Source organism: Pseudomonas sp. zjy_15 (assembly GCF_043101865.1).
Classification (GTDB): domain Bacteria; phylum Pseudomonadota; class Gammaproteobacteria; order Pseudomonadales; family Pseudomonadaceae; genus Aquipseudomonas; species Aquipseudomonas putida_Y.
The window spans coordinates 107,998-134,720 of sequence record NZ_JBICII010000083.1 but is presented as its reverse complement, the minus strand read 5'-3'; the positions used below and the strand labels follow the sequence as shown (position 1 = coordinate 134,720).

35 protein-coding genes are annotated in these 26,723 nt (G+C 56.7%); 20 read left to right on the top strand and 15 right to left on the bottom strand.

All coding sequences use genetic code 11. The annotated features are described in order from the left end of the window. Positions 1-113: 113 nt before the first annotated feature. On the top strand, positions 114-908 hold the full coding sequence (locus ACF8EF_RS15365; protein WP_392462287.1) for a DNA adenine methylase: 795 nt from the start codon (positions 114-116) through the stop codon (positions 906-908). A 78-nt stretch (positions 909-986) separates the two neighbouring features. Continuing rightward, positions 987-1,205: a hypothetical protein gene (locus ACF8EF_RS15360; protein WP_392462285.1), complete on the top strand. Its 219-nt coding sequence runs from the start codon at positions 987-989 to the stop codon at positions 1,203-1,205. A gap of 378 nt (positions 1,206-1,583) precedes the next feature. Here ACF8EF_RS15360 and ACF8EF_RS15355 read toward each other — a convergent pair whose 3' ends face one another. After that, positions 1,584-2,090, bottom strand: a complete 507-nt coding sequence (locus tag ACF8EF_RS15355) for an AAA family ATPase (protein ID WP_392462283.1) — start codon at positions 2,088-2,090, stop codon at positions 1,584-1,586. Between the two features lie 439 nt (positions 2,091-2,529). On the opposite strand from ACF8EF_RS15355, the gene ACF8EF_RS15350 reads away from it, so the two are divergent. The 3 genes from ACF8EF_RS15350 to ACF8EF_RS15340 are packed head-to-tail and all read left to right on the top strand — an operon-like array spanning position 2,530 to position 4,425. Further along, positions 2,530-2,958, top strand: a complete 429-nt coding sequence (locus tag ACF8EF_RS15350) for a LexA family protein (protein ID WP_392462281.1) — start codon at positions 2,530-2,532, stop codon at positions 2,956-2,958. Continuing rightward, positions 2,948-4,222: a Y-family DNA polymerase gene (locus ACF8EF_RS15345; RefSeq protein WP_110160055.1), complete on the top strand. Its 1,275-nt coding sequence runs from the start codon at positions 2,948-2,950 to the stop codon at positions 4,220-4,222. The genes ACF8EF_RS15350 and ACF8EF_RS15345 overlap by 11 nt, the downstream gene beginning before the upstream one ends. Further along, positions 4,216-4,425 (top strand): hypothetical protein, encoded by a 210-nt coding sequence (locus ACF8EF_RS15340; RefSeq protein WP_392462279.1) that lies wholly within the window; start codon positions 4,216-4,218, stop codon positions 4,423-4,425. Before ACF8EF_RS15345 ends, ACF8EF_RS15340 begins: the two co-directional genes overlap by 7 nt. Before the next feature lie 331 nt (positions 4,426-4,756). Here ACF8EF_RS15340 and ACF8EF_RS15335 read toward each other — a convergent pair whose 3' ends face one another. Together ACF8EF_RS15335 and ACF8EF_RS15330 are read right to left on the bottom strand one after the other, a co-directional pair. Further along, a complete protein-coding gene (locus tag ACF8EF_RS15335; RefSeq protein WP_392529138.1) occupies positions 4,757-5,506 on the bottom strand; it encodes a class I SAM-dependent methyltransferase in 750 nt (249 codons plus the stop codon). Between the two features lie 527 nt (positions 5,507-6,033). After that, on the bottom strand, positions 6,034-6,498 hold the full coding sequence (locus ACF8EF_RS15330; RefSeq protein WP_392529137.1) for a topoisomerase DNA-binding C4 zinc finger domain-containing protein: 465 nt from the start codon (positions 6,496-6,498) through the stop codon (positions 6,034-6,036). Between the two features lie 612 nt (positions 6,499-7,110). On the opposite strand from ACF8EF_RS15330, the gene ACF8EF_RS15325 reads away from it, so the two are divergent. After that, positions 7,111-7,242 carry a YHYH domain-containing protein gene (locus tag ACF8EF_RS15325; protein WP_196178041.1) on the top strand — a complete coding sequence of 44 codons (132 nt, stop codon included), beginning with the start codon at positions 7,111-7,113 and terminating at the stop codon, positions 7,240-7,242. A 387-nt stretch (positions 7,243-7,629) separates the two neighbouring features. Here ACF8EF_RS15325 and ACF8EF_RS15320 read toward each other — a convergent pair whose 3' ends face one another. Continuing rightward, positions 7,630-7,830: a hypothetical protein gene (locus ACF8EF_RS15320; protein ID WP_392462275.1), complete on the bottom strand. Its 201-nt coding sequence runs from the start codon at positions 7,828-7,830 to the stop codon at positions 7,630-7,632. A gap of 54 nt (positions 7,831-7,884) precedes the next feature. Between ACF8EF_RS15320 and ACF8EF_RS15315 the strand changes: the two genes are divergently transcribed. Both ACF8EF_RS15315 and ACF8EF_RS15310 read left to right on the top strand, forming a co-directional pair. Then, the gene (locus ACF8EF_RS15315; protein WP_392462273.1) at positions 7,885-8,898 is read left to right on the top strand and encodes a MerR family transcriptional regulator; all 1,014 of its coding nucleotides are present in this window, start codon (positions 7,885-7,887) and stop codon (positions 8,896-8,898) included. A gap of 58 nt (positions 8,899-8,956) precedes the next feature. Then, positions 8,957-9,811: a class I SAM-dependent methyltransferase gene (locus tag ACF8EF_RS15310; RefSeq protein WP_392462271.1), complete on the top strand. Its 855-nt coding sequence runs from the start codon at positions 8,957-8,959 to the stop codon at positions 9,809-9,811. A gap of 316 nt (positions 9,812-10,127) precedes the next feature. Here ACF8EF_RS15310 and ACF8EF_RS15305 read toward each other — a convergent pair whose 3' ends face one another. From ACF8EF_RS15305 to ACF8EF_RS15295, 3 genes are all read right to left on the bottom strand, one after another. After that, positions 10,128-10,391, bottom strand: coding sequence for a hypothetical protein (locus ACF8EF_RS15305; RefSeq protein WP_392462269.1), 264 nt, complete (start codon positions 10,389-10,391; stop codon positions 10,128-10,130). 256 nt (positions 10,392-10,647) lie between these two features. Further along, positions 10,648-11,118, bottom strand: a complete 471-nt coding sequence (locus ACF8EF_RS15300) for a DUF6998 domain-containing protein (RefSeq protein WP_392462267.1) — start codon at positions 11,116-11,118, stop codon at positions 10,648-10,650. Positions 11,119-11,727: 609 nt separating this feature from the next. After that, positions 11,728-12,654 (bottom strand): LysR family transcriptional regulator, encoded by a 927-nt coding sequence (locus ACF8EF_RS15295; protein WP_392462265.1) that lies wholly within the window; start codon positions 12,652-12,654, stop codon positions 11,728-11,730. Between the two features lie 113 nt (positions 12,655-12,767). Here ACF8EF_RS15295 and ACF8EF_RS15290 point away from each other — a divergent pair, with 113 nt between their 5' ends. From ACF8EF_RS15290 to ACF8EF_RS15280, 3 genes are all read left to right on the top strand, one after another. After that, positions 12,768-13,499, top strand: coding sequence for an SDR family NAD(P)-dependent oxidoreductase (locus tag ACF8EF_RS15290; protein ID WP_392462263.1), 732 nt, complete (start codon positions 12,768-12,770; stop codon positions 13,497-13,499). A 69-nt stretch (positions 13,500-13,568) separates the two neighbouring features. Beyond that, positions 13,569-13,778, top strand: a complete 210-nt coding sequence (locus ACF8EF_RS15285; protein WP_010953438.1) for a 4-oxalocrotonate tautomerase family protein — start codon at positions 13,569-13,571, stop codon at positions 13,776-13,778. A 350-nt stretch (positions 13,779-14,128) separates the two neighbouring features. Then, positions 14,129-14,647, top strand: a complete 519-nt coding sequence (locus tag ACF8EF_RS15280; protein WP_392462261.1) for a DUF1993 family protein — start codon at positions 14,129-14,131, stop codon at positions 14,645-14,647. Positions 14,648-14,767: 120 nt separating this feature from the next. Here the strand turns inward: ACF8EF_RS15280 and ACF8EF_RS15275 are convergent, their stop codons facing one another. Continuing rightward, a complete protein-coding gene (locus ACF8EF_RS15275; protein ID WP_129931923.1) occupies positions 14,768-15,175 on the bottom strand; it encodes a DUF3224 domain-containing protein in 408 nt (135 codons plus the stop codon). Positions 15,176-15,342: 167 nt separating this feature from the next. After that, positions 15,343-16,380 carry a diguanylate cyclase gene (locus tag ACF8EF_RS15270; RefSeq protein WP_392462259.1) on the bottom strand — a complete coding sequence of 346 codons (1,038 nt, stop codon included), beginning with the start codon at positions 16,378-16,380 and terminating at the stop codon, positions 15,343-15,345. Between the two features lie 371 nt (positions 16,381-16,751). Between ACF8EF_RS15270 and ACF8EF_RS15265 the strand changes: the two genes are divergently transcribed. The 4 genes from ACF8EF_RS15265 (at position 16,752) to ACF8EF_RS15250 (ending at position 19,852) form a co-directional block, all read left to right on the top strand. Then, positions 16,752-17,237, top strand: a complete 486-nt coding sequence (locus ACF8EF_RS15265; RefSeq protein WP_392462257.1) for a DUF2165 domain-containing protein — start codon at positions 16,752-16,754, stop codon at positions 17,235-17,237. A 45-nt stretch (positions 17,238-17,282) separates the two neighbouring features. Beyond that, a complete protein-coding gene (locus tag ACF8EF_RS15260) occupies positions 17,283-17,999 on the top strand; it encodes an SDR family oxidoreductase (RefSeq protein ID WP_176684700.1) in 717 nt (238 codons plus the stop codon). Positions 18,000-18,398: 399 nt separating this feature from the next. Next, positions 18,399-19,205: an HNH endonuclease gene (locus ACF8EF_RS15255; protein ID WP_392462255.1), complete on the top strand. Its 807-nt coding sequence runs from the start codon at positions 18,399-18,401 to the stop codon at positions 19,203-19,205. A gap of 116 nt (positions 19,206-19,321) precedes the next feature. After that, on the top strand, positions 19,322-19,852 hold the full coding sequence (locus ACF8EF_RS15250; RefSeq protein ID WP_392462253.1) for a GNAT family N-acetyltransferase: 531 nt from the start codon (positions 19,322-19,324) through the stop codon (positions 19,850-19,852). 68 nt (positions 19,853-19,920) lie between these two features. Here the strand turns inward: ACF8EF_RS15250 and ACF8EF_RS15245 are convergent, their stop codons facing one another. The 3 genes from ACF8EF_RS15245 to ACF8EF_RS15235 all read right to left on the bottom strand — a co-directional run bounded on the left by ACF8EF_RS15245 (position 19,921) and on the right by ACF8EF_RS15235 (position 21,243). Next, a complete protein-coding gene (locus ACF8EF_RS15245; protein ID WP_003250694.1) occupies positions 19,921-20,184 on the bottom strand; it encodes a DUF3077 domain-containing protein in 264 nt (87 codons plus the stop codon). Positions 20,185-20,334: 150 nt separating this feature from the next. After that, on the bottom strand, positions 20,335-20,577 hold the full coding sequence (locus ACF8EF_RS15240; protein ID WP_041167026.1) for a hypothetical protein: 243 nt from the start codon (positions 20,575-20,577) through the stop codon (positions 20,335-20,337). Positions 20,578-21,063: 486 nt separating this feature from the next. Continuing rightward, positions 21,064-21,243, bottom strand: a complete 180-nt coding sequence (locus ACF8EF_RS15235; protein WP_209969782.1) for a hypothetical protein — start codon at positions 21,241-21,243, stop codon at positions 21,064-21,066. Positions 21,244-21,506: 263 nt separating this feature from the next. Between ACF8EF_RS15235 and ACF8EF_RS15230 the strand changes: the two genes are divergently transcribed. The 3 genes from ACF8EF_RS15230 to ACF8EF_RS15220 are packed head-to-tail and all read left to right on the top strand — an operon-like array spanning position 21,507 to position 22,959. Beyond that, complete coding sequence (locus ACF8EF_RS15230; RefSeq protein WP_176684697.1) at positions 21,507-21,920, top strand: thiol-disulfide oxidoreductase DCC family protein; 414 nt, start codon at positions 21,507-21,509, stop codon at positions 21,918-21,920. After that, positions 21,905-22,465 (top strand): GTP cyclohydrolase I FolE, encoded by a 561-nt coding sequence (folE, locus tag ACF8EF_RS15225; protein ID WP_176684696.1) that lies wholly within the window; start codon positions 21,905-21,907, stop codon positions 22,463-22,465. The genes ACF8EF_RS15230 and folE overlap by 16 nt, the downstream gene beginning before the upstream one ends. 35 nt (positions 22,466-22,500) lie before the next feature. Beyond that, positions 22,501-22,959, top strand: coding sequence for a DUF3429 domain-containing protein (locus ACF8EF_RS15220; protein WP_392462251.1), 459 nt, complete (start codon positions 22,501-22,503; stop codon positions 22,957-22,959). Positions 22,960-23,077: 118 nt separating this feature from the next. On the opposite strand, the gene ACF8EF_RS15215 is transcribed toward ACF8EF_RS15220, so the two are convergent. Then, positions 23,078-23,392 carry a hypothetical protein gene (locus ACF8EF_RS15215; protein WP_256122374.1) on the bottom strand — a complete coding sequence of 105 codons (315 nt, stop codon included), beginning with the start codon at positions 23,390-23,392 and terminating at the stop codon, positions 23,078-23,080. Between the two features lie 138 nt (positions 23,393-23,530). Continuing rightward, entirely contained in the window at positions 23,531-23,806 is a 276-nt protein-coding gene (locus ACF8EF_RS15210; RefSeq protein WP_392462250.1) for a Fic family protein, read from the bottom strand. Between the two features lie 46 nt (positions 23,807-23,852). Between ACF8EF_RS15210 and glsB the strand changes: the two genes are divergently transcribed. Together glsB and ACF8EF_RS15200 are read left to right on the top strand one after the other, a co-directional pair. Continuing rightward, positions 23,853-24,761 carry a glutaminase B gene (glsB, locus tag ACF8EF_RS15205; RefSeq protein WP_014591518.1) on the top strand — a complete coding sequence of 303 codons (909 nt, stop codon included), beginning with the start codon at positions 23,853-23,855 and terminating at the stop codon, positions 24,759-24,761. A gap of 66 nt (positions 24,762-24,827) precedes the next feature. After that, entirely contained in the window at positions 24,828-25,484 is a 657-nt protein-coding gene (locus ACF8EF_RS15200; protein WP_392462249.1) for an HD domain-containing protein, read from the top strand. A gap of 29 nt (positions 25,485-25,513) precedes the next feature. On the opposite strand, the gene ACF8EF_RS15195 is transcribed toward ACF8EF_RS15200, so the two are convergent. Then, complete coding sequence (locus tag ACF8EF_RS15195) at positions 25,514-26,677, bottom strand: AAA family ATPase (RefSeq protein WP_176684693.1); 1,164 nt, start codon at positions 26,675-26,677, stop codon at positions 25,514-25,516. Between the last annotated feature and the right edge of the window lie 46 nt (positions 26,678-26,723).

Here is a 26,723-nt window from a genome sequence, read left to right as displayed (position 1 = left end):
TGCTGACCGCCGAACCCGCAGACCATACCTGCAAGCCCAGCCAAGGCTCCCGCTCTGTGCACAAAGCACGGCGAGCCTAGCACCTGTTCATCCATACAGTAAAGGTTTGCAAAGTGACTAACCCAATCATTCCGTGGATGGGCGGCAAGCGCCGCCTGGCCGACCGCTTGATCCCGCTTTTCCCCGCTCATGAATGCTATGTTGAGGTCTTCGCCGGTGGCGCTGCCCTCTACTTCATGCGCCCACAACCCGCTCCTGTGGAGGTCTTGAATGATCTCAACGGCGATCTGGTCAACCTGTACCGGGTAGTGCAGAACCACCTGGAGGAATTTGTCCGGCAGTTCAAATGGGCGCTGTCGTCACGGCAGATCTTCGAGTGGCAAAAGATGGCGAGACCGGAGACGCTGACCGATATCCAGCGCGCCGCCCGTTTCTTCTATCTGCAGCAGCACGCCTTCGGCGGAAAGGTTACTGGGCAGACATTCGGTACCGCCACCACCGGCCCTGCCATCAACCTACTGCGCATAGAGGAGAACCTCTCTGCAGCCTGGCAAAGACTGGCCGGTACCTACGTCGAGAACTTGTCATGGCTCGACTGCGCTGAGCGTTACGATCGACCGCACACGTTCTTCTACATGGACCCGCCTTACTGGCAGACCGCAGGCTATGGGGTCGACTTCCAGTTCGATCAATATGAGCGCATGGCCGAATTCATGCGCACCTGCAGAGGCAGGGTGATGGTGAGCATCAATGACCATCCAGACATTCGAGCAGCCTTCGACGGGTTCCACTTCGAGCGGTTAGATATCCGATACACCACCACGAACCAGCGGCATGGCCAGGCCGATGTCACTGGGGAGCTGGTGATTATGAACTGGGAGCCAGCACAGCTTGGCCAGCTGTTCTGATTGACGGGGCTGGGCGAGTTTGGGGGGGAGCTCGATGGCATACAACGAGCTAAGATGTGGTGACCTACTGATAGGAAGATGGAAGTGGTTAAGCGTACCTTCATCGGCACGGTCGAGGCCGGCGAGCCGCTAATTCAGCAGGCGATCGATGCGATCCGGGAGCTCCGAGCAGCTGAAGCTAACGGCGCGCCTGCGAAAGAGCTGGAGCGCCTGCGCCTGTTAGGTGACTCTCTCTACCATGCCGTGATCGATTTTCAGCTGATCAAAGCTGGCCAGGCGCCTGATACTATCCAGTGATGCTTTCTGCCGATGAGGTCCGCTTGTGACTGATACGTCAAGACTACTGCCTCCAGATCATCGGATGTATGCCGACGCGGTGGAGGCACTGAAGCGGTACCACCAAGCCCAAGCCGATGGCCTTTCGCCTTCGGAGGTCGAGCGGCTGCGTCTGATTGCAGAATCACAGTTCCAGGCAATCACCGACTACCAGCTTAGAGCTTTAGGTCGCCCTGGCAGCTCTCCTCACTGACCGGTTCAATCAGGTCTGGCCCTTGGTTGCGCACGTTGCCGACTGCTTTACTCACAGTGAGCCAGCGAAAATTCTGAGCGGGCCGGCATCCAGCCTCGATGAACTCCGCCGCCCGCTCAGGTATTGTGGCTGGGTCTAACCTGGCGCTACTTCTTGGATAAAAATCGTTCGGTGATCATGGCCACCGCCTGCGCAGGAGACGTCAGGGCTGTGTCTATCTTAAACGGAGCGTTTTCCCACGCCTCGTATTCATGATCCAGTACAGACTGCCAGGTTGGTGGAGTCAGCCCAGGAATATCAATCTTTCTGGTTTCTACCCGACGCTGGTGTTCATGTTTATCAGAGCAGATCACTTGGATGTTCACTAATGGAGCACCAGAGCGTGTGGCGATATCGCTCCACGCCTTTCGGCTTTCTAGTACTGGGTTAACACAGTCAACTATGACCGTGCTCCCAAAACGAAGATTGCTTAGAGCAAGCTCATTGGCGACCATGTACCCGCTCCGCCCAACGTCTTGTGCAAGAGCACCGGAGTCTCGAATAGCCTGCTCAATCGTATCGATCCGCAGATACACGGCACTTGTTCTGGTGGCAAGGTTAGATGCGATAGTCGTTTTTCCGGTGCCTGGAAGGCCGCTGAAGACAATGAGCATTCTATGTCCTTAGGTTAGTGAGTTAACCCAGTTTAGGTGGCTGCCAGTCATGCGGCAGCAACTGGTCGATTTTCACTCGCCCGCTGTGTCGGCAGCCGCGTGAGAACATCCTTCAAAAAGGCGGACACCATCGCCCTTAATTCCGGATTTCTGAAGGTGTGTTCGCTGGCCGCATACACCTATCTCCCGCCTGGCGGATAATTTGAACGCGCGTCGACGGTGACACGTTGAAACGGTTGATCGGCTCATGGTCGTAGCCGTTGATCACCACAAGGTCCAACGATAGCTGGCGCAGGTAGTGATCCATCGACTCGTATATCGAGTACCGTCCGCACATATCCCACCTCTCGCCCGTCAGAATTTTCGCCACCCAGGATTGACCGGGCGCCCGATGCCGGATTTACTGTATATGCATACAGTTTGCATTGGACCTTCCATCATGACCATCACATTTCTAGGTACGCCCACCGGCGGTACCGAACCGCTACCGCTGTACTCGTTCCAGGTCCCGGCCGGTTTCCCTTCGCCGGCTGCGGACCATCTGGAAGGCCACATTTCCCTAGATGAGCTATTCGACCTCCGCGCGCCCCATGTGTATCTGGTAAAAGTTGAAGGCGACAGCATGCAAGGTGCGGGCATCTACTCGGGCGACCTCGTCATCGTAGATCGAGGCCGTGAGGCAGAGCACGACGACGTCGTCATTGCTGCCGTTAACGGCGAGCCTGTGTGCAAGCGTTTGCATCGACGCGATGGCGTGGTGATCCTCAAGTCGGAGAATCCGGCGTATCCGCCGCGGTACATCATGGAGGGCGATGATCTCGTCGTATGGGGCGTTGTGCGTTACAGCGTTCGCGACCATGCGCAGTGATCACGTTTTCGCACTCATTGATTGCAACTCGTTTTACGCGAGCTGCGAGCGCGTATTCCGGCCTGACCTAGCCAAGACCCCGATCGTCGTACTGAGTAACAACGATGGCTGCGTGATTGCCAGGTCATACGATGCAAAGCCTTTCGTGAAGATGGGCGAACCGTATTTCCAGGCGAAGGACAAGCTACGCCGGCACGGCATCATGGCATTCAGCAGTAATTACGCGCTGTACGGCGATATGAGCGAGCGCGTCATGACGCTGATCGAGTCGATGGTGCCTGCCACTGAGATCTACAGCATCGACGAGTGCTTCGCAGATCTATCGGGTATTCAGGAAAACCTGACCCAGTTCGGTCGAAAGCTGCGGTCCAAGATTTTCCAGTGCACCGGCATCCCCGTGGGTGTTGGCATCGCCGGCACAAAGACACTTGCGAAGCTTGCCAACCACACCGCCAAACGGCTGCAGGCACAAACCGGCGGTGTGGTGGACATCACCGATCCGTTCAAGCGCGACTGGGTGCTACGGAATACCGAAGTGAAAGAGGTGTGGGGCGTAGGCCGGCGAATGACTGCCCACCTTGAAGCGATGGGCATTCATACGGCGATGGATCTGGCCAAGGCTGATGCCAGGACGTTGCGGCAGAAATTCAGTGTGGTGGTGGAGAAAACTGCCCGCGAACTGGCTGGCACGCCGTGCCTAGAGCTGGACGAGGCTGAACCCCCGAAGCAGGAAATCTGCTGCAGTCGGATGTTCGGCAAGCGGCTGACCGAGTTGGCGCCGATCAAGCAGGCGGTGGCCACTTATGTAGGCCGCGCAGCGGAAAAACTCCGGGCCCAAGGATCGGTTTGCAAACGCATGCGCGTGAGTATCCGCACCGGGATGTTTAACCCGGATGAAGCGCACCACGCTCAAGGGGCATTGGTAGAGCTGCCGTACCCCACCAGCGACACGCTGCTGATGACCAGGCTGGCGACCGACGCGGTTGGCCGGATCTTCAGGCCAGGTTTTCGGTACAGCAAGGCAGAGGTGCTTTTGATGGATCTGCGGCAACCAGGCGAATTCTCAGAGGATTTGTTCGCGCTCAAACAGTCGGTGGCATGTGACCGGCTGATGCAGGTGATGGATGGCATCAACGAGCGCTGGGGGAGGGGGACAGTGCGGGCCGCCAGCGTGCCGGCGACACCGGACTGGGGTATGAGGAGGGATATGATGAGTCAATCCTATACGACACGGATCGACCAGCTATGGACGGTCAAATGTTAAGCCTGCCGTCCGCCTGGCTGGCCGAGCTGAATGACCAGCCTGCCTTGTTTACCGATCCTGATGGCAGGGCCGCGGTGCTTGCCGAGCTCGCGATTTCCGCGCACCGACGCAGCGACGTTGACGAAGACCAGTTGGCTGACATGTTGGAGTTCACCGAGGCGGCGAGGCTGTGGGCGCTGATCGAGTATGAGGAGGTCGCTTGAGTCGCCTTTATGAATAGCTGCTATGTGGAGAAAGCACAGGGTAGCCAGTGACAGCTATCGCTCCATAGCCGCCCTTCGTGGATGTCAGCTAACGGCCAAAGCGGACTGCCCGCAGGCTTAGCAAGCTCCAGTTGAGGCGTGTGGGCAATTCAGTACATCCTTTTGCATGGGCTGGTGCAAAAGGTGCTGGTACTGAGTATTCGCATGAAAACCGCCAGACATTCGCGTCCGCCGACACCATTCAGCCACACGCAAAATCGGAAAACCGCGGAGCGATTACCTCCAATTCATATCCAGACTACCGTTCTCTTTACTTTCCCTTAAGGCCGTTTCAGCGGCGTGCTTCAATCAAGTGCCGGGTCGAGAACGCGACAAAAGGGTCGCCTTGACGCATCCGCCGATCCAACGCCAACAGAGCATCTTGGTACTTACTCGTGGAAAAGTCGGGAACCCACCACACGCACTTTCGAAGAATCCAAACGACCGCACCCACATCTTGGAATACCAAGCGGCAGCGTGCCGTACGCAGATCCATCACAGTCAATCCTGCGGCCCGAGCCGCTTCAGCTTCACTCTGCGGGTCGCGCTGATGCCGCTGCTCAGGTAACGGCCCTAGAAAGTGTTCGATCAACTCGAAGGCCGAAGCAGGCCCAACGTGCTGGGCAAAATAATGCCCGCCGGGTTGAAGGATGCGATGTATCTCAGCCCAGCATGGGTGAACCGGATGTCGTGACGTGACCAGCTCGAACGACGCACTGGCAAAAGGTAGCGCTGCATCACCCGCGGTTTCTACAACCTGCACACCGCGTACACCAAGCAGGTCACGAGCTTTCCGCACGTTAGGCGGCCAAGCTTCAGTAGCACACATTAGCGGAGGAAAGTGAGGCATCTCGTCCAGTACCTCGCCGCCGCCAGTGTCCAAGTCCAGCGCCGACTGCACATGCGCAAGTCTCTGGGCCAATAGCCGCGAATAGCCCCACGGCGGACGTTCCTCACTGGCTCGCCCCTTGAGCCAATCAAAGCCCCAGCCACTCACATCGGCCGCTTCGGCCTCTGCCACCAGCTCGTCAAAAGGTTTCATTCACTTATCAAGCTCCTGATTAATCGAGCGATTTTAACATTGATAAAGCGTGCACTCATCTGTGGGTAAGCTGGCAATCTACTCCTGATGGAGTCATCACTCAGCTGTGACGGTGACGATTACCACCTCTCTTACTGGCTCTCTGGCACACCCTACCGCTTGAATTATGGTCATGACGCTATCCAATACTGAATCGTCCATAGTTTCCTAGGCACTCTATGACCGCTTTTGGCCGTTAGCTGCCCTTCCTGAAGGGCAGCAATGGGTCGATATCGGACTGTGGGAGGAGGGGGGAAGGACTATGGAGGACGGCTCGTGGTTGGCAGACCACTTGGGTGGGGGGCTGAAGCTGTCTAAAACTGCTCGAAAGCTTCTCGACTTTACTGGGCCAAAATCGCTGAAACTGGGCGAACTGTATTAGACCGGGGCGATGCACAGGCCGCTTGTGGCGCGGCCTGAGGCTCGAATCTCACGCTACTGCTGCATTACTGGAAGAAGCATTTGGCCGGTACATGCTTGACCAAATTTCAGGTGTTTCGAATTCCTCTGCAGCGTGGGTAAGTTGAGCAGCCCAGGAAACTACGTCCCGCGTATCGGCCTTTCTTTGCCGTTCGTATACGCATTGCGCTGCCGCACTGTGGGCAAAGTCCTAATTCGCCCCATTTCTCACGAGGAGGCCTGGGAGTAGGACTAGGAATAAGCTCCTGCGATGTCGCACCCGCCAATTTTGCTGGAGCCGGTAAAGATGATTTGCCGGCGGGGGTTTCCGGTTTGCGTCCAAACAGCTTGCCATACGTCCACGCAACACCCCAAAAAGCAGCAAAGATCAACAGGATGATGAATCCGCCTGCTCCACTTCCTCGTCCACCGCGCCGTGATCTTCCGCCTCCTCGTCCGCCGCCTCTGCCACCGCCTCGAGCGGCCGCTCGTTCGCTGACCAACCCCACGATCAAGAGTAAAAGCGCGCGGCGCGAGAGCTCATTTCGATCCATCGTGAGATCCCAAGATGATATTGGCTAGGCGCCATCATCTTCGATTGGAGCCCCTCCTGCAATCTTCAAGATTCTAGAAAATTTACGGCATATCGGGGGGCAACTGGCGCATCGAAATAAGGTCAGAATCGATTCCAAAACCGAAACGGCGACCCTTGCAGTATGCGGCCTGTAGCCCTGCCGTTTCGTCTTTGTTTTGTAACCGATTTCGCAGTGCAGGCGGCATGGGTTCTGGATTCATACCACGGTCTTGAAAACCGCTGAGCAGAACCTACACTTGGACCGCACCTGTGAGGCGGCTTGATCGGCCTCTACGAACGACTGCTTTCGACCCAGGCTGTGTGAAAACGTTCGATGGGATCCGATTGGTTAGAAAACGAACAGAATTTCGCGCTCCTGCGCGAAATCTGGGTTAGCTGAATAACCAAGCCATTACAGATTTCACGTACGCTCGCGCTCTCCAGAGATCCGTTTGCGTTTACACACAGCCAGGACCCATACCAGTCATCCCTTTCATCGGCTTCGCGGCAATTACTATTGTTATGAGGATGCTCTTGGCCATATGCTCAGTAAGGCAATTTGCCACTATAACTCTAAGCATGGAGTAGCCTGATGAAAATTCTTTCCCTCGTGATCGCAGCAGTCCTGTCGTTCTCCTCGGTTGCTGCCTTCGCACACAGTGGCGGTACCGACTCCAAAGGTTGCCACACCAATCACAAAACGGGCGAGCGTCACTGCCACTAAGGCTTTTCGCTAGCCCTTCGTGCGCTGGCGTTCTTGACCCAGAAGATGCCAGCCATAGAGGCAAAGACAGCAGCGACAGCAAGTTTCGATTAGCCAGCAGCGCTATCAGGTGGCCGGGGTGGAACCAATAGTTCCAAAGCGGTCATTCGCGAACGGCTGCTTTCGACCCAGGCTGTGTGAAAACCCCCGCTGCATTTCGATGATCGCGCTCGTACGTGAAATCTGAAGAGAGATGGCGGCTCAGCAGACCCAGATTTTGCGTAGACGCGCGATTTTTAGGATGTTTTTTGAACAGCCACATCGGTCGGGAGGTTTTCACACAGCCTGGACCCGCAGCAGACATCTGAGCATGCCCCTGAGAATCTTCCCTGAACCAGTATCTGACCTTCAGGCGCCCTTCGTAGAATCAGCAGTTTTTGGCGGCAGTCGACCGATGAACATCACCTTCAGCCGATCACGACCAATGACTCGTGCCAACTCTGCAATGACGCAGTACATAAAGATCAGGGTGGTCAACAGGATCTGAATCGCCCAGAAGCGTGGCCAGTTCATCGACGACCATAAAGAAGGCAGGGCTATGGGCTGCACGCTGCTCCATGGTTCGTATAATACGCCGCTCACATATTCGGGAAATTAGTGTAGATGGAAATACCAGCACTCTATCAGGTAGGGACTCTAGCGCGCCGCTGCAATGTAACCATTAGAACCCTCCATCACTATGATGCAATAGGTCTCATCAAGCCAGTTGCACGCACGAAGGCCGGGTATCGTCTCTACGCTGGGTCGGCAGTTGAGCAAATCAACGCAATCCAAACACTCCGAGAGACAGGACTATCGCTGGAGAGCATCAAACGTCTCCTGAGCACTACTAGCCAGCAGAGCATAGAAGCCATTTCAGTCCAGCTCTCTCGGATTGATGAAGATATGGCGTTGATGAAACAACGTAGAGAGAAGCTGTCTGTTCTTGCCGCTGGGCTGACCGCGGGCATCGTTAACGATCGCTTGCCCTGGCCGAACGCCGTAACACTACTAGAACACTATCGCAAAGAGTTCACGGAAGCTGAGCTACTGAGAATTCTTGGCCGCTGGGCCCTTGCTCGAAACTTGTTCGAAGGCCTGATAGAAGAGCTACGGGTGGTAATGACGCAGGGTTTGGACTACCACAAGCCGAAAGTCCAGCGTTTGGCCGCACGCTGGATGGATGCAGCAATGCTATGGATGGATGGAGACATTGAGGTGGCAAGGCGCTGGAGCAATCTGCATGAAAAGGAACATCGTCAGCCTGACCACGTCGGACTGGACACTAACCTGCTTGCCTACATCACTCCAGCCATAGAGTTGCGCATGTTTGCATTGCGACGTCATCTAACCGAGGAAGACATTCTTAGCCTGGATAAAAGACTCGCCAAGGAGTGGGGTCAATTCGGTCGCCGCGCCGACCAGTTGCGCAAGGCCGGGGACTCAGCAAGTCCGCTGGAAATCGACGGCCTCATAACGCAATACCACTCACTTGTGAACAAGATGACTAGAGGCGATTACGCACTCGCCAGAAAGCTCCAGATGGCCTACCGCTGTGAGCCTATCTTGCAGATCGGGCATCCGGTCCCTCCACGCGTTCGTGAATGGCTTGGCAAGCACCTTCAGAAATATGCTTGACCCTCACGCCAAGGGGAGGCTTTACAGTGTTCGCGAAACCACTCACCGGAGCACTACTGTGACCTCGAAGGATCTCCCCAACCGCCCCTCCTCAGCGCTACGCGTGGCAATGGCGCGTGCCGTCCATCAATTACTGGACGACCCGGTCGTTTTTGACGATCCTTATGCGTTCGAGGTGTTGCCTTTACCCGTCCAAAGCATGCTGCAAAAAGATCCGTTTCAGTTCAATGAGCCCGTGATGCGTTCTTTGCGGGCAGCCGTTGTTGCACGTAGCCGCTATAGCGAGGACTTGCTATTGAACTCCAAGAATGTGGACCTTCGGCAATATGTGATTCTTGGGGCTGGACTCGACACCTATGCGCTACGTAACGAGCATGAGAGCCTGATCGTGTTCGAGGTAGACCTTCCCGCTACCCAAGAGCAAAAAAGAAAAGCAATAGGCGCATTAAGTTCAGGCGCCAACTCGATACGGTATGTTCCGTGTGACCTGCGAAAAGACTCATTGCTACCATGCCTGATTGAACACGGGCTGGAAGCGCAACAACCCGTCTTTGTTGCATGGCTTGGCGTGACCCCATATCTCAGTAGAGAACGGATCGTCGAAACGCTAGAGTCGTTGGCCTCCTTGCCTGAGGGAAGCCAAATAGTTTTCGATTATCGGGTCTCACCAGAGCTACTTCCTCCAATTGAACGAGCAATTGAAAGTCATGCTGCGAATCTGTTTGCTCAAATGGGAGAGCCATGGCTCTCAAGTTTTGACCCAGGGGAAATGAGCTCTCTACTAAGCTCAGTCGGTTTCACCTTAAGGGAGAATATAGATTCTAGCGCAATCAATCACCGATACTTCGCACGCCGTAAAGACGGTCTACAGGCGACCGGGGCGGGTTTCCGTCTGCTTCACGCGGTGCGCTAACTACTCACGTCTCAAACATTGAAGCATTACCGCTTCTCGGTAATGATGCCTTAAGACAACGGCTTTGCCTCACTTTCTTTATGCCAAGTGTGGACGGACCGTGGTTGGCAGAGCACCTGGGTGGGGCTGAAGCTGTCTAAAACTGCTCGAAAGCTCCTCGGCTTTACTGGGCCGAAATCGCTGAAACTGGCCGAACTGTATTAGATAGGGACGATGCACAGGCCGCTTGTGACGCGGCCTGACGCTTAAATCGCACACTACTGCTGCATTACTGTAAGCTGCTGCGGCGGGCACGTTTCCCGCCCCAGCTGAGGAGCTATTGGTTCCAATTATCCTGAAGCCATTTCAAAATGGCCGCACGGCCTTGGACACTACCTGGAAGTTTCGTTTTGATCAGGCGTTCTGCTTTCAACGCTTGGTCTTTGTCTTTGCATACGCTGTTGATGAAATGTAGCACCTCGTACCCCTCATCTCGGTCAACCTTGTCTCTGTCAAGCTTGCCGGTGTACTGCGCGTTGTCGCCCTTGTCAGCTGTCCATCTGTACTGATACTTCAAGTCGCTGCGGTTAATCGCTCCCATTCCTATCTCCTTGGTGAGGTGTGTAGCTGCACAGTGCCGCTATCGAGCGTGCCTCGGAAAACAGTAGGCTGCAACAGCAAAAAATGCCATTTTTCGATTCCAAAACTCACCGCTAGGCCCTTGCTGAATGCGGCCTGTAGCAGTGCCGTTTCGTCTTGGTTTTGGAATCGAATTTGCCCCTGATGCCGCATGGATTGGGCGCTTATACTACGGTCTTGAAAACCGCTGACTAACGGCTAACGCATCAGTATGTATATCAGTTGGGTAGGGAGATTTCTGTCGGGGCAGAGGATTTAAAGGTAGCCATTAGTCGCCGGGCCTTGGAAATGTCCAGTTCATAATTGCCGCTGGGCTCATAGTACCTGGCCGCAGATACTGCTTCTGCGACTGGGCCGTAGTAAACCGTGGTGAGCATCCCTTCCTGGTATTGGACGATCATCAGGTCATCTGCTTTATGGATCGTTGACTTCCCGATTGGTACGAACCCGCTTTTTTGCGCTGTGGTTTTCACGCTTACTTTCCGGCCAGCACTGCAGATCACGTCGAAGCCATGTTGGTTTGTGAGGTGGGCGAGTGTCCCGCCGATCTGTAGTGCGCAATAGAACTCCCCGAGTCGCCCCAGGAGGTGGCGAACCTCCGTAGCATTGACACCAAATTCGGAGGTTTCTAGACGAATCAATTCATAGTACTTGTCGAAAAGCTGCTGTATGCGGTCTAGGGAGATCATTTCGTGTTGGCGCCAGGATTGGTGAGCGGTTTTCGATTGCGACCCGAGGTGGGTTTGAGGTGGCCAGAGTTATACAGCTCTCACGCTGCTGAGCGACAGTTTAGGAGTGCGGGCGTTGGCTATTTCCTCGATCCTGGTCCGCGAGATGGTGCGCAAAACCACCCCCTGCAAGCCGCATTCTACCGTTTGCAAAACGCTCGTAAACACTATTTTTGGACCCTTCGGTTCGGCATAAATTATGATTTAAATCATAGGCTTATGTGACTTTGAAGCGCTGCATGGGGTGCAAGGGGTCGAGTGTTCGAATCACTCCGTCCCGACCATATATTCAATGACTTAGGCCATTTCCGAAAGGAGTGGCCTTTTTCATGTGCGTGACTTTTGCGTCACTTCTCAGGGTTTTGCGCCTGCCGGCACTGTGCTTGCAACAGCTCGACCCGTACCTGAGCGACCTAGCCCTTGCGCGTAGCAGCGTGAGGCCATCCATGCACCGGCTCGGCCCGGTGCTGGGCCGACATGTGCTAAACCGCACATCGGCCCAAGGCCAACTACAGGCTGGCCCATCGGCGCCGCATCCACGATGGCACTGATACAGAGTGATACGTCCCCTCAGCTGCCAGCGGCCCAGTGGCGCCGCTTGTCCATGATGAAGTCGACGAAGGCTCGCAGGCGCAACGGCATGTGTCGGCCTTGGGGATACAGCAGGGTAAACGGCTGCGAGCGGCCCGCGAAGGGCCGCAGCACCTCGACCAGCGAGCCCTCGGCAAGCTCGCGCTCGACGATGAAGCGGTAGGTCTGGAACAGTCCCGCGCCGTGCTTGGCCAAGGTCACGCCACCGAGCACGTCGTCCGAGCAGACGTAGCCGCCCTCGGTGAGGACTTCCCGCTCGCGGCCCTCCTCGTCGAACAGCCAGGCGATGCGCCGACCGCTGCTGGGCAGTTCGAACTGGATGCAGTCATGCCGCGCCAGTTCTTCAAGGCTCTGCGGCTCGCCCGCGTGTTCCAAGTAATCTGGAGTGGCCACCACCACCAGCCGGGCGTCTTCCAGCGGCCGGGCGATCAGGGTCGAATCCGGCTGTGCACGCACGCGGATGGCCAGGTCGTAGCCCTCGCCGACAAAGTCGATGTTGCGGTTGCCCAGGTGGATGTCGACCTGCACCTTCGGGTAGCGCCGGCGAAACTCGGGCAGCAGCGGCAGGATGCGGTGGTGCCCGTAGGTCGTGGGCAGGCTGATGCGCAGTGTGCCCGAAGGCTCCTGCTGCTGCCCGGTCACCACCCGTTCGGCCTCCACCAGCTGGGTCAGCGCCTGACGACACTGTTCGTAGTAGCCTCGCCCACCCTCGGTCAGGCGGATGCTGCGGGTGGTACGGACGAACAGTCTGGAGCCCAAGCGCTCTTCCAGGCGGCTGATCGAGCGACTGACCGCTGCCGGCGTCACGCCCGCCGCGAGACCGGCCGCGGTGAAGCTGCCCAGCTCCGCCGCCAGACAGAACAGCTCGATGCTGCCGAGTAGGACGTCGTCGAAATGCCGCTGCATTGATTACACCATGTATCAACTGAAGTTCTCGCTGCCATATTTATCCTTGTCTGAAGCAAAAATATAGTCCTCCCAACGGCGCACTTCGGCGCCACCTGATTGGGAGAAATGACATGAGCAACAGCAAAACGGTAGTGATCACCGGCGCCTCCAGCGGCATCGGCTTCGGCCTGGCCAAGGCTTTCCTCGCCAGTGGCTTCAATGTGGTCGGCAATGCCCGCTCCGCCGGACGCCTCGCCGAGGCCAAGGCACAACTGGACAGCCCCGCCTTCATCGGCGTGGCCGGCGACATCGCCAAGCCTGAGACCGCCCGCCGCCTGATTCAGGCCAGCATCGACGCCTTCGGCCAGGTCGACGTGTTGGTCAACAACGCTGGCTTCTTCCTGCCCAAACCCTTCATCGAATACAGCCCGGAAGACATCCAAGGCATGCTGGAGACCAACCTCAAGGGCGTGGTCTACGCCTCCCAGGCCGCCGCCGCGCACATGATCGAGCGGCGCCAGGGTCACATCATCAACATCACCGCTGCCGTGGCGCTGCAACCCAACATTGCCGTGCCCGCCGCCCTGCCGGTGCTGATCAAGGGGGGCCTCAACCAGGTCACCCGCGTCCTGGCGCTGGAGCTGTCGTCGCACAACATCCAGGTTAACGCGGTGGCTCCCGGCATCATCGAGACGCCGATGCACGATCCGGCCAGCTTCGACTTCCTAAACGGCCTGCAACCGGCCGGACACATCGGCCGCGTCAGCGACATTGCCGACGCCGTGCTTTACCTGGCCAACGCCGGGTTCACCACGGGCGTGGTGTTGCCGGTCGACGGCGGTATGAGTGTCGGCAAATGGTAATAGGCTGAACGTAACGGGGAGGCATCCCGCCTCCTTGCCCTGATTTCCCCACCCCATAGGAGTAATACCATGCCCTTCGTCAGCGTCCGCATCACTCGCGACGGCGTCACTCGTGATCAGAAAGCCCAGGTCATCAAGGAAATCACCGAGACCTTGCAGCGAGTGCTCGGAAAGAAACCTGAGCTCACCCATATCGTGATCGAGGAGGTCGACACCGATAACTGGGGCTACGCCGGCATGACCACCACCGAGTACCGCAGCAAAGAAACTCAGGGATGAGTTCCGAACTGCCCCGGCGGCGCGAATCAGCGCCTCCAGGGCGGCCTTGGCTCGACACGCTTGCGAAGGAGAACCCACTTGGAGACCGGGGTGAGCAATACATCCAGGCCCGTGACGAAGGCGGTATTGGTGATGCTGGTGTGTTGAAGCCCGACGGACTGGAAGATATTACCCAAGCACAAGGCTACTGGCGTCGGTCGCTGGCTCAGATCGCTATGTCAAAGAACTGGGTCCAGAAAATATGCTGTTGGCGGGGGAGATGCAGTTGTCTGCTAGGATTTAGCACACTGGCCAGAGTAATGAATGTTGATCGCTTGTATCCATGTCGAATAACTGCTTAGGGAAGAGATATGTCCATCCATGCAATCACCGTCCCCTGTTTCGCCCAAATGTTACGGACCCTATCGGCACTGTTGTCCAAGGGAGAGTCCTGCGCGCTTGAAGGGGGCTACGATCCGATAATCTTGCTTGAGTCTCGGCTAGCATCTGACATGCACAATCTTTCTCGGCAGGTCCAATACGCGTGCGTCCAAGCACAGGAGGCGGTTCAGCGGCTTACACATCAGCCGCTTGAGACGCTCTCGCCGCCAGAGGACATTGCATCGGCGAAGGCTCTGATTGAGCGGACGTTACGATTACTGGAAACTGCTGATGCCGCAGCGATAGATGCCGCAGCAGACCTCAAGATCGCAATCGAGCTACCCAATAACATCACATTTGATATGACTGGCAGTGAGTACGCAGTCAATTGGGTTATACCACAGTTCTACTTTCATCTAGTCACGGCCTATAACATTCTGCGTCACAACGGCGTTCCGCTCGGGAAGGCCGATTACGTGCAGCACATGTTCGCCTATCTGCGACAGTAAACCCTGCGCGAGGCGGGCGCTCGCCACTGGTGGCGGTCGCGGTTTGCTGGTCCAGCGATGTGGACGCCATTCCCGCCCCTGAGTGCAACAAGGGGCGGTGATCAGTAGAAAGCGAGCTCATCAGGTTAACTGGTAATTCAGCCGAATGCGATGCGTACCCTCACTATCAATTGAGATCTCCCCGGATCCAGAGATTCCTTTCAATTCATTTGTACCACTACCTGCGACGATGCAAAAAAACTCGTCGTTACGCTCCGAGCCCATTGTTGATGCGGAGTGGACAAAATTGAAAGTGCCCGTTCGCCCATTCACCGTACCTTTGAAGCTCTCCATCGCGATGTAGGTGCCTATCTTGGTGGCGTGGTCAAATGCTGCGGTGAAGAACGTTAAGGATTCACCCTGTATATCCCCGACGTAGGTTTTTTCCATGGTGCTGACAGTCACTGGCAAGGCCGTTGTGATCTCGACAGGAGGGTTAATGCCTGTAGGTTTAAAATTTTTTGGCGAAAAGATTGCTAGCGCTTCCATTCAAATCCGACCTTTTCCATAAGTTTGGGTGATTAGTCTACTGTAATCGCCACAATCCGCTCGAAGAAAGTCAGGCCGACCATCGAACGTTCGCTTAGCGAGCGCCTGTCCAGATGAGGCGCTCTCGTATAGGGAGTCTCGCCCCATGTTACCGAGTCTCAACTTCCTCAGGATAACGCTGGTACATAGACAACTTGGTCACGCCCCCCGTGTTTGGCCGCATAGAGACCGCCGTCAGCGCGCTTTATTGCATCATCAATCTGCTCACCCTGGGTGAGCAGGGCGCATCCGATGCTCATGGTCATCTTCCGAGGGCCGTCGGGTAACAGAAACGGCGCGCTGCCGATTGACTGACGCAAGCGCTCCGCAATCTGCGTTAATTCTTGGCTGTCTTTAACCCGTAGCAGGGCCACGAATTCCTCTCCTCCCTGGCGTACCAGCAGGTCATCTGGCCGAAGCGTAGCCCGCAGTCGGCGGGCGCACTCGCAGAGCACTTTATCGCCGGCATCGTGGCCATGCTCGTCATTGACCGATTTGAAACGGTCGAGGTCTGCGTATACGGCACCTAGCTGTAAACCTCGCTCCTCAGCCAAACGAAGCTCTCGGTTCTGAAATGCTGCCAACGCCCCGCGGTTCCATAGTTGTGTCAAAGGATCAAGCAAAGCCCTGCGCTGCCCGCGATCCATTTCAACACGCAGAGCGCGATTGACCTGAGCTAGGCTCCGCAGTTGCAAATAACCCTCGGTGAGCGTGGCTAAGTCCCGAAAATTAGCCTGTTGCGCTTCGCTGAGCTTCCGCGGCCGAGGATCGAACATGCACAGGGTGCCGATGGCTTTGCCATTTGAGGCACGTAACGGGTGGCCCGCATAGAACCGGATATAGGGTGGGTTCAGCACGAGGGGATTGTCCTCGAAGCGTGTATCGCACCTGGCGTCGGAAACCATCAAGGTATCTTCACCGAGAATCGCGTAGCCGCAAAAAGACACATTACGCTTCGTCTCGCTTACCTCGATGCCGATTCGAGCCTTGAACCACTGCCGATCCTGATCGATTAGGCTGATCAGAACGGTCTCCACCTGGGCTAGTTCTTGGGTGAGTCGTACCAAGGTATCAAGATAATGCTCGGCCGGCGTATCGACCAAGTCCATGTCATCAAGTGTGCGCTGACGAAGTGCTTCATCAGAGGGTAGGGGACAAGCTGGCATATCTGTTACTCCACTCCTTGGTTCGTTTTTTCACAAATGCGGATAGAAAACTCTCAAGCATCTTGACCAATGCCGCACACGCTCGGCGCCTTCAGGCCAGACCAGCCGGAATAGAGAGCATAGCAAACCGGTTGGCTCTATCCCGGATCCTCCAGTGGGTATACCTGCGGCGTTGATCGGCGCGGCTCGGTCGGTCGCCCAAGACCTCGACAAACTTCTCAGACCTACAGACGGCTTGAACGAACGGTTGAGGCTGTCGCCCCAGGCAGCCTTATTGGAAAACCGGTATTGACCTCGAGTTAAGTCAAGGTTTTAGAGTGGCGTCCGGACGCTCTCGCTGCTTTCGGAAGCGAACTCACAAAGGACCCGGAATGGACACTCCGACTTCACTGCTGATTTTCCAGATCACCTGCTGCATTGGCTTGAGCCTGTGGCTGAGTATCAGCCTGATCAACAACTTGCATTCCTTTGCCAGCTCAGCCGGGGCGATCGGGGAGACCATGTCGATGGCGCCGCTGGCCCAACCTCCCGCAATCAGCCTCCCTCTGCTGGTGAGAGCGATGACCTCTCACGCCATCCATCGCTTGGCCTTGTCGATCATAGTGCTGACACAGGCAGCCGCCGCTCTCGCGGCCTGGGTCGGGTGCTATGAACTGCTGCTTGGCGCCGGCTTGGAGGTGGCGCGGCCCTGGTTGAACCTGGCCTTGAGCGCAGCGCTCGGGTTCCTGCTTGCGATGCTGCTGGGCGGGATATGGTTCGGCTACTGGATCCGCCAGGAAGGGTTGCAACTGACCCATCTGCTGTTGATGGTCTGGATCCTGCTGCACTTCGTCGTACTGAATGTCCGCTGGAGTTGAACGGCCCAGGAAAGCTTGGAGCATTTCAGTTAAAAGGAGCAACAGATGAAGATGATGATCGTAGGCGCTGGCAGAGGGTTGGGCCGGGCTTTGCTCGAAGGGCTCGGCAAGCCAGGGGACACGCTGATCGGCGTATCACGCAAACAGCCGTCAGACCTGGCCCTTGCCCCGGGCATCGACCTGCAGTGGGTCGATGCCGACCTTGCCAAGCCAACGGCGGCTGTAGCACAGATCGCGGATCGGGCACCTGCCGATCTGGATGTCCTGATCTACAACGTTGGCATCTGGGAAGAACACGCCTTCAGCGAGCACTATGCATTCCTTGACGACAGCGACGAATCGATCACCAGGCTGGTCGAGGTGAACATCACGGCCACGCTGCTTCTGCTCAAGCGCCTGGTGCCCAAGTTGCTTGGTGCGTCCCGGCCGCAGTTGATCCTCACCGGTTCGACTTCAGCTCTTCGCCAGAGTGGGCGCCCGGAGGTAGCATTCGGCGCCTCAAAGTTCGCTCTCAACGGCATGGCTGATGCGCTGCGCGAAGGTTTCAGGGATGACAACCTGGCGGTGACCGTGCTCCAACTGGGTTATCTCAATACCGACGACTCCCTGAACACGCCATTGGCACAAGCCGCAGCACGTGGCGAGCGGCGCCAGGTACCGGTGCATGATGTGGTCACCATGGTCGACGCGCTGTTGCGCTTGTCCGGGGCATCGTTCGTACGGGAGCTGATCTTGCCGGCTATCGGTGATGAGCGCTTCTGACGCCAAAGCTGCCATCAGCCCTCAAGTTCACTGGCTGTGCTGCCGTCGGTACTCGCCCGGTGTCATGCCTCTTCAGGCTCGAAGCGCGCAAGAAAGAAATGGAATTCATAAACCCAACCAGAAACGCAATTTCCCATGGGGACAGGTTTGAGCGAAACGGTCTGTAGCCGTGCCGTTTCGTCCTTTTTTTGAATCGATTACGTCACTGAAACTGCATGGATTGGACGCTTGTACCACTGTCTTGAAACCGTTGTGCTACGCAAAACCACCCCTGCAGAGAATTCGCTTGAGCGGTTAGGGCGACTGTGATTACGCCGGAATGTTGTCCTTTTTCCACTGCGCTGTAGGAAAATTCCTCTTTTTTGATAGGCTTCTGCCGTCAGTCGAGAGGAAAATGGAATGCCCGTCGTCATCGTTGAAAACGATACATCACAGTGGGAAGACCAGACAGGCGCTGTCTATCACTTCCCCAAGCGTTACCAAACCTTGCTCGCTCAGGGAACCGAGGTTGTTTACTACAAAGGGCGTATCAAAGATAAAGCCTTTGCCTCGGTCCGTCTGTGTGCCAATCCGCACTATTTTGGCAAGGCACGTATAGGCAAGGTCTACGCAGATAGCAGTAGTAATAAGGGTGATCTTTTTGCTTTGATTGAAAATTTCATTCCATTTGAAAGCGCTGTTCCCGCCAAAATCGACGGCGCGTACATGGAGACTATCCCCGGCAGCCGCGCGAGTAACTACTGGCGTGACGGGGTTCGGCTCATTTCTCAGTCTGATTACGACGCTATCTTAAGCCACGCGAAGCTTTTAGATCCGCGGTTGGATACTGCTCTACCGCAGTCAGAGGACGATCCGATTACACTTGAATCGGCTAATGAAGGCAGCAAGACAAGCTACTTTGGAGCCCGATACGAACGCCGGAAAGATCTTAGGATGAAGGCCATCGCTATTCACGGTCTTGACTGCAAAGCATGCGGTTTTGATTTCGAGCAGGCTTACGGCGAACATGCAAAGGGCTTCATTCACGTTCATCACGTAGTACCTATTTCGAAATTTGGTGGAGAACAGGCTGTGAATCCTGAGACAGACCTCGTGACGTTATGTGCCAACTGTCATGCGGTAGTCCACCGCAAGCGCGACATGACCCTCAGTGTCGATGAGCTGAAAGGCATGTTACGCGGACGATGGGTCATCGAGCCTCAGTAGGCATAGACATCTAAGCGTACCGGGTATATAGCCTAGCTACAGCGCTCAATCCAATAATATGAGTATCTTCTGACACGCCAATAGCTCTCGCTGAAGCAATACACAATGGAGGTGGTATGCTCTTTGTTCGCCCTGTAGCAGCATCTGATTGGCGATCTTATCGGGATCTACGTCTGCGGGCCCTACGTGACTCTCATGAGGCGTTCGCGAGTACTCACGAGCGCGAATCAGTCCGGGACGACGATGATTGGCGAGCCCGCGTATCAGCCGTCGCTAGCTCCAGCACTGCCCAAGCTTTCTTCGCTCATTGGAATAATGAGGCGTGTGGCTTGGTGTGGTGCAAGGCATCCGACGTTGAGCTAGGCGTTGTCGAGATTTTCCAGATGTGGGTTACGCCTGATGCACGTGGGATCGGAGTTGGGAGTGCCTTGCTTGAGAGAGCTATCAAATGGGCTGAAGATCACGGTGCGGCACGTGTTCGTCTGGGTGTGACGATTGCAGATAGCCCGGCGATGAACTTGTACAAAGCGAGCGGATTTCATGCAGTTGGCGCGCCGGAGCCTTTGCGTGAAGGTTCGGCTTTGATGTCGCAATCGATGGAACTGAATCTTGGACCGCGTCCAGCGAGAAAAGAGGCAAGGAGCTAGGTCGTTGGGTCGCCTTCAAAATCGGGAGTCGCATAGGTCTTGAAGGCACCCAGTCAATGATGAGTCATTCAGCGCATCATGCCCAGTTCAGCATCATCCATCAGTGCCTTGGCCAACGCGCAAAGGTAGTGCGAAGCCCAGATCAACTGAGGTTTGTCTTCCATCAATCCATCCAGGGTCATGTCCCGTGCATAGCCCATCAGCTCCGAAGCCTGTTCACGGGCACTCTGGCAAGGTATGCCGGCTTCGATACGGAAGAGGGGATGGGTCTGGTTTTCACCTTGGTAGAAGGTGGTTTTGCCGACGGTGAATTTGGTTTCTTCTGTGGACATTGTTCAGTTTCCCCAAGATTGCTTCAGCCTGTACGGGCCTATTCGCGGGTGAACCGCTCCTACAGGAGCACGGCAGTCTTCAAGGCTGAGGGAGTGCCTGGGAGGGGGTATCCGCAGAGAGGCCGGCCCAGGCAGTACATCAGCGACACGTCAATGCATAGTCCGAGGCTCACTGGGCATCTGCACTTGGGCTATTGCGGACTCGAGCAAAGCTCTCAAGGTCTCCAGTTCATGCATCGAGGTCATCATCAGAATCGACGCGGGTGACTTGGGCTGCAGCAGCATTGCCTGATGCACGACGGTCGCTGCGCATAACGCATAGTCCGTAGCCTGAATCAGGGTGTCTTCCAGGGAAAGAACGTTGTGCGGTGGATCAGGTACTATTTTCAGCATAAACCCTCTCAGTGCCTTACAGGGCTGCCGCAGTACCGCTGTCAAACGGAAGGGTGGCAGCTGTTTGTGGGTTGACAGACCGGGGGCACTGAGAATCCCGGCGCACACGAAGGTGCCCCACGCACAGCTGCCATAACTGGCATTGCACATGCTCTCAGTGAACCACGGTCTGTCAAAACCGTGCCGCCAATGGGTAGCGACAGGCCGAGACTAGGGCTGACTATTTCCATGTGCAACGAAAATCAGGCGCGAGGAGTATCTTTGGGAAATGGCCTACAAGGAAGGGGTTATTTCTGATTTTTCGACCCGCTCCCGTTCCTCAAAAACCTAAACAGGAAACAGGCGGGCAAAAGAAAGCCCGCCGAGGCGGGCAAAGTACTATCACGTAGGGATAGCTTCATCCTGCCCAAGCCACTGTGAAAATTGGGTGAAAGAAAAGTCCCCATAACGTGATCACCCACTGACGTTAGCAATGCCTCGCGCCCTTTAAAGCTGGGCTTTCTGCCGCTGGTGGCGCTGAAAGCGGGTAACCGCGATCTGGACGATAGCTGCCACGAGGCACAGCAGGCCGACTTTCCAGCTGCCCTCCAGGCCGTAATGCTCGGCGATCTTCCCAGTGATGATGACGCTAACGAAGATAGCGAAAGGCAGAATCAGTTTGTTCATCAGGTCTTCCAGCAGGCTGCAAAGGGCTCGAGTGAATACGCAGTTCACCCAGCGGAATGCCGCGATCTTAGCAAATCCGATTCCGGCTTTGTGGTAAGGCCTGCATGTGCAGCCCCCGGGCGAGCAGTACTCGCGGCAGGCATTGTTTGTATCAAAATGCCGGTCCGCCTGGCTGCCGTCGCCGAAAGCTGTCACGCCCATTGCGAATTTCCGTGTTTCAGCTAACTTGTACAAAAAACCTGTACAAGAATGAGGCTTTGTACATGTATTGCCAGTGGCCCTTCACGCTGTACTTTGACGGCGCCTGCCCCTTGTGCGCTCGGGAGATCGCCTTCCTGCGCAGGAAATCGACCGGGGGAAAGCTCATCCTGGTTGACATCAGTGCTGATGATTTCGATGCAGGGGCGTTGGGCTTGGCAGTCGAGCAACTGAGGTCGTGCCTGCATGGAAGGTTCGCGAGCGGGCACTGGGTTACAGGCTTGGATGCCACCTTGTGGAGTTGGCGTGCTGCGGATGTGGGCCTGTGGGTCGCGCCACTGGCCTGGCGTCCGCTACGTCCCCTGTTTTCGGTTCTTTACAGGCTGTTCTGTCGATTGAGGCCACACTTGGCCTGGCTACCACATCCCGATGGCGGGCACCGTTGTAGCGGTGAGGAGTCCAAATGTCACATTCGTTAGCCGAGCACTTTCATGAAATCCTCGTCGGCATTGGTGAGAACCCGCAGCGCGAAGGGCTTCTGGACACACCCCGGCGTGCGGCAAAAGCGATGCAGTACTTGTGCAACGGGTATGCCCAGGATCTTCACGAGGTCGTAAACGGTGCTCTGTTCGAGAGTGAAAACGATGAAATGATTGTGGTGCGTGACATTGAGCTCTACTCATTGTGCGAACACCACATGCTGCCGTTCATTGGCAAGGCTCATGTCGCGTACCTGCCAACAGGGCGCGTGTTAGGGCTTTCCAAGGTTGCACGCGTGGTGGATATGTTCGCCCGTCGTTTACAGATACAGGAAAACCTCACGCGGCAAATTGCGTATGCCGTGCAGGAAGTCACGGATGCCGCAGGGGTAGCGGTCGTGATCGAAGCCAAGCATATGTGCATGATGATGCGCGGTATAGAGAAGCAGAACTCGGTGATGATTTCATCCGTGATGTTAGGTGCATTTCGCGACGCACCCTCGACGCGACACGAATTCCTGAACCTCATTGGACGACACAATTGACACCCGGTCCTGAACCGTCGCGAAGGGGCGCCCAGATGAATACCGATGCTACTGCGATATCTCCAAGCCGCTTCGCTGTCCTGGGTTACGGCGGTCTGCTGCCGTTTATTGGTTTGACGCTGCTCATCCTTTTTTGGGCTGAGTATCGAGCGTTTTTCTCGATGATGCTGGTTGGCTATGGCGCGGTGATATTGAGCTTCGTCGGTGCCCTGCACTGGGGGTTTGCCATGACGTTGCAGGGTTTGCCCGCGAAGCAGCGTCAAGAGCGACTGGTGTGGAGCGTTATACCGGCCCTGATCGGTTGGGTTGGCACGTTGCTGCCTGTGCCATTGGGATGTCTGGTGTTGACCTTTGGTTTTATCGGCCATCTTTGGCAGGATCGCAAACTGGCGCAAGCGATGCCTGGGTGGTATCTGCCGATGCGCGTGCATCTCACAGCTGTCGCGAGCCTCTGTTTGCTGCTCAGTGCGCTCGCCGTATTCATTGTTTTTTGAAACCCCAATCCACGCTTCGATCCGTTCTACCCTGCCAGGGTGAGCGCTACGGATAACCCAGTCGCGGGGCTGCGCGGCTTGCTTTTCGTTCCATGAATAGACGCTCTCCCACTCAACACTATGCATCCGTCTGTGTCTCTGCTCCCTGATGCGCTTGAGCGGCTGAGCGCTGGGCGGCAAGCACTTGTTGCGCGGTCAGCTCGATGTAGTCGAACACCGCCTCGGGGACCCTGTACAGGTACTGCTTACGCCGATTGTTTGACACGCTCCCGCCATTGCTCAGGCACATCATGACCAAGTTTGCGAGGTCGCTGCCGCGAACATCGAATCGCTCATCAACGGCCCTGTAGACGGCGTCATAGTTTTCCAGAAAGGCCGTCTCATCGCGCAGCTCGACCTCCAGCGCAGGTGAATACAACGCACTGCGTGGCATCCCAGAATCGGCAGATCGCGTCAGCTCCGATGAACTCAAATGTAAACTGCTCGTGATCGATCCATTGCACTTGCCAGTATTCTCGCACGGGCCCGGAATATCCCTGAAGTGTCTCCAGATACAGGCGTTCTTCGCGTTTCATGGCAACTGAAACAGGAAGCAACAGGCCGTTTTCAAGCGCCCGTTCCCATCCATGAACGGGTGGAGGAACACGAACCCGAATGAAATGATGCTTGCCGCCATCACGGCCGACAGATTGCCTTGAGGATTATCATCGGTGCGGCGCGTGGCCGGCCCTCGCAGCTTTTTACAGCTGCCTTCAAGGCCATAACGCACGGCGATCTTCCTGGCGATGATGACGCTGACGGTGATTTGTTTCTGAATGTGTGATCTCTCCCGCTCAATTTTCGTCAAGAAGACTGCCCCTCGCCGTCGTCTGGGGATTGATACAGGGCCTTCCATGCAAACGCTGTTGAACGAGATTCTCGAAGAAGTACGTCCCTTGATCGGCAAGGGCAAAGTCGCTGACTACATTCCCGCGCTGGCTGACGTGCCGGCGAACCAGTTGGGCATCGCTGTCTATGGCAACGATGGCAGTTACCACTGCGCAGGCGATGCGCAGGTGCCATTCTCGGTGCAGAGCATTTCCAAGGTGTTCAGCCTGGTTCAGGCCATTGGCCATTCGGGTGAAGCCATTTGGGAGCGGTTGGGGCATGAGCCTTCGGGGCAGCCGTTCAACTCATTGGTGCAGCTGGAGTTCGAGCGTGGGCGGCCGCGTAACCCGTTCATCAATGCCGGGGCATTGGTGATCTGCGATATCAATCAGTCGCGCTTCGCGGCCCCCACGTTGTCGATGCGCGATTTTGTCCGACGGCTTTCAGGCAACCCTCACATCTCGATCAATACCCGGGTCGCTGATTCGGAATATCAGTTTCGCGCGCGCAACGCTGCCATGGCGTACCTGATGCAGTCATTTGGCAACTTCCATAACGAGGTCGAGACGGTGCTGCGCAGTTACTTCAGTTACTGCGCACTGCAAATGAACTGCCTGGACCTGGCGCGGGCCTTCTGCTTCCTGGCCAATGATGGGTTCTGCAAGCACAGCGGTGAGCAGATCCTGACGCGGCGCCAGACCCAACAAGTGAACTCGATCATGGCCACCAGCGGGCTGTATGACGAGGCGGGGAATTTCGCCTTCAGGGTGGGTTTGCCTGGCAAGAGTGGCGTGGGTGGCGGTATCGTGGCGATCGTGCCGGGTCAATTCACCGTATGCGTGTGGTCGCCAGAGCTGAATGCGGCGGGCAACTCCCTGGCCGGGATGGCGGCGCTTGAGCTGCTGAGTTCACGAATCGGATGGTCGGTGTTCTGATCTGCGAACTCAGGGGGCATCAGGCGTCGCCCTGGCGAGGCACACCGGAAATGGAACCTATCGAAGATGACCCGCGAAGCGTTTGCCCCTTATCAGTCTCTTGCCACTGACTTGCTGAAGTATCTGCCGTCCGACCAGAGTGATGGCTCCCACGACTTGGCCCATATTCATCGCGTGTGGGTCAATGCGCAGCGGATCCAGCGGGTAGAGGGTGGCGACCTTGAAATCTTGCTTGCGGCGACGGTGCTGCACGACTGTGTGGCAGTGGAAAAGCATTCGCCGTTACGTGGGCAGGCCTCGACGTTGTCGGCGAACAAGGCTGCATCAGCCCTTGCAGAGATGGGCTGGCCGAGTGGGCGTGTTGAGCAGGTAGTGCATGCGATCAAAACCCACAGTTACTCGGCGGGGTTCGAACCGCTGACACGTGAGGCCTGCATCCTTCAGGACAGTGACCGGCTTGACGCCATAGGCGCGGTGGGTATTGCCCGGTGTTTTTACGTCTCCGGGCGAATGGGGTCGGCGCTCTATGACTTCGAGAATCCTGCCGCGCAGCAGAGGGCGTACCAGGACGGGGCGTATGCCATCGAGCACTTCCAGACCAAACTGCTCAAGCTCGCCTCGGGCTTTAAAACCCAAGAAGGGGCTCGCCTCGCTGCCGAGCGTCATACCCGGCTTGAAACCTTTCTTACTCAGTTCATGGACGAGATTACCGGGGCAGGTTAGTCATGCCGGGTTCGTACCGTCACTTGAATTCAGTCAGCCCAGCGCCACAGCGGCTCATCCAGCAACCCAACCCCCCGCAGCTGGGTTTGCCCTTGTATTTTTTCCAGCTCTAGCACATTGCACCCGTCACAGGCTGCCAGCGCGTTGATTAATGGCGCACTGTGCGATACCACCCAAACCTGGCTACGGCGTGATGCACGAATGATCAGCCGCGCCAAGGCCGGGAGCAGGTCCGCGTGCAGACTGGTTTCCGGTTCGTTCAAGACCATCAGCGATGGCGGCCGTGGTGTGAGCAGGGCGGCCATCAGCAGAAGATAGCGCAGGGTGCCGTCCGACAATTCAGCACCCTCGAGCGGGCGCAAAAGCCCGTGCTGGTGCAGCCTTACACTGAACAGCCCGCCAGGTGGCGCATTGATCTCCAGACGGCTGCCGGGAAACGCGTCATTCAGCGCCTCCACCAGATCCTCCACATCGCCAATTTCGATAATGGTCTGCAACGCCGAGGCCAGGTTGCGCCCGTCGTGATGCAGCACCGGCGAGCGAGTGCCCAGTTGGGGTTGACGGCAAGGCGCATCACGGTCAATCCGGAAGTGATCATAAAACCGCCAGCTATTGATGAATGCGCGCAGGTCACCGATTTCCGGTGCCTGGCGGGGCCGGCCGACGATGTTGAAGAAGCTCTCGCCGCTGTCAGCATGCTGATCGAGCACCGCCCAGCTGTTGCCCTCGCGGGCCCGCACCAGGGCGTTCTTGCGCTCGACCAGCAAGGAAGAGGGCCGATAGGCGCCAGCGCCCCAGATGGCCTCGCACTTTATTTCGGGGTCGAGCATGAACGCGGTCGGATACGGCAGGGGAATTGGCAGGCCGAGGGTGATGGCAAACCCGAAGTCCTCGGTGGCAAAGCCCAGGCGCAGGCGCCTGGCTTCGCTCGGATGCTGGCCTTGGATGGGCACTTCGCCGCGCCGCATTCGTGCGCTGGTTTCCGGGCCGGCCCACCAGGTCGAATCCAGCCCGCCTTCACGGGCGAGGGCTTCGACCACACCGCCCTGTGCGGTTTCGGCCAGCAGGCGCAGTGCCTTGTACAGGTTGGATTTGCCGCTGCCATTGGCGCCGGTCACCAGGTTGAGTTGGCCCAGCGGCAGCACCAGGTGGTTGATCGAGCGGTAGTTGCCGATGGCGAGGGTAGTGAGCATGCAGTGCTTCCCAGCGTGGACCAGGCGACCGATTGTGGCCGAAGCG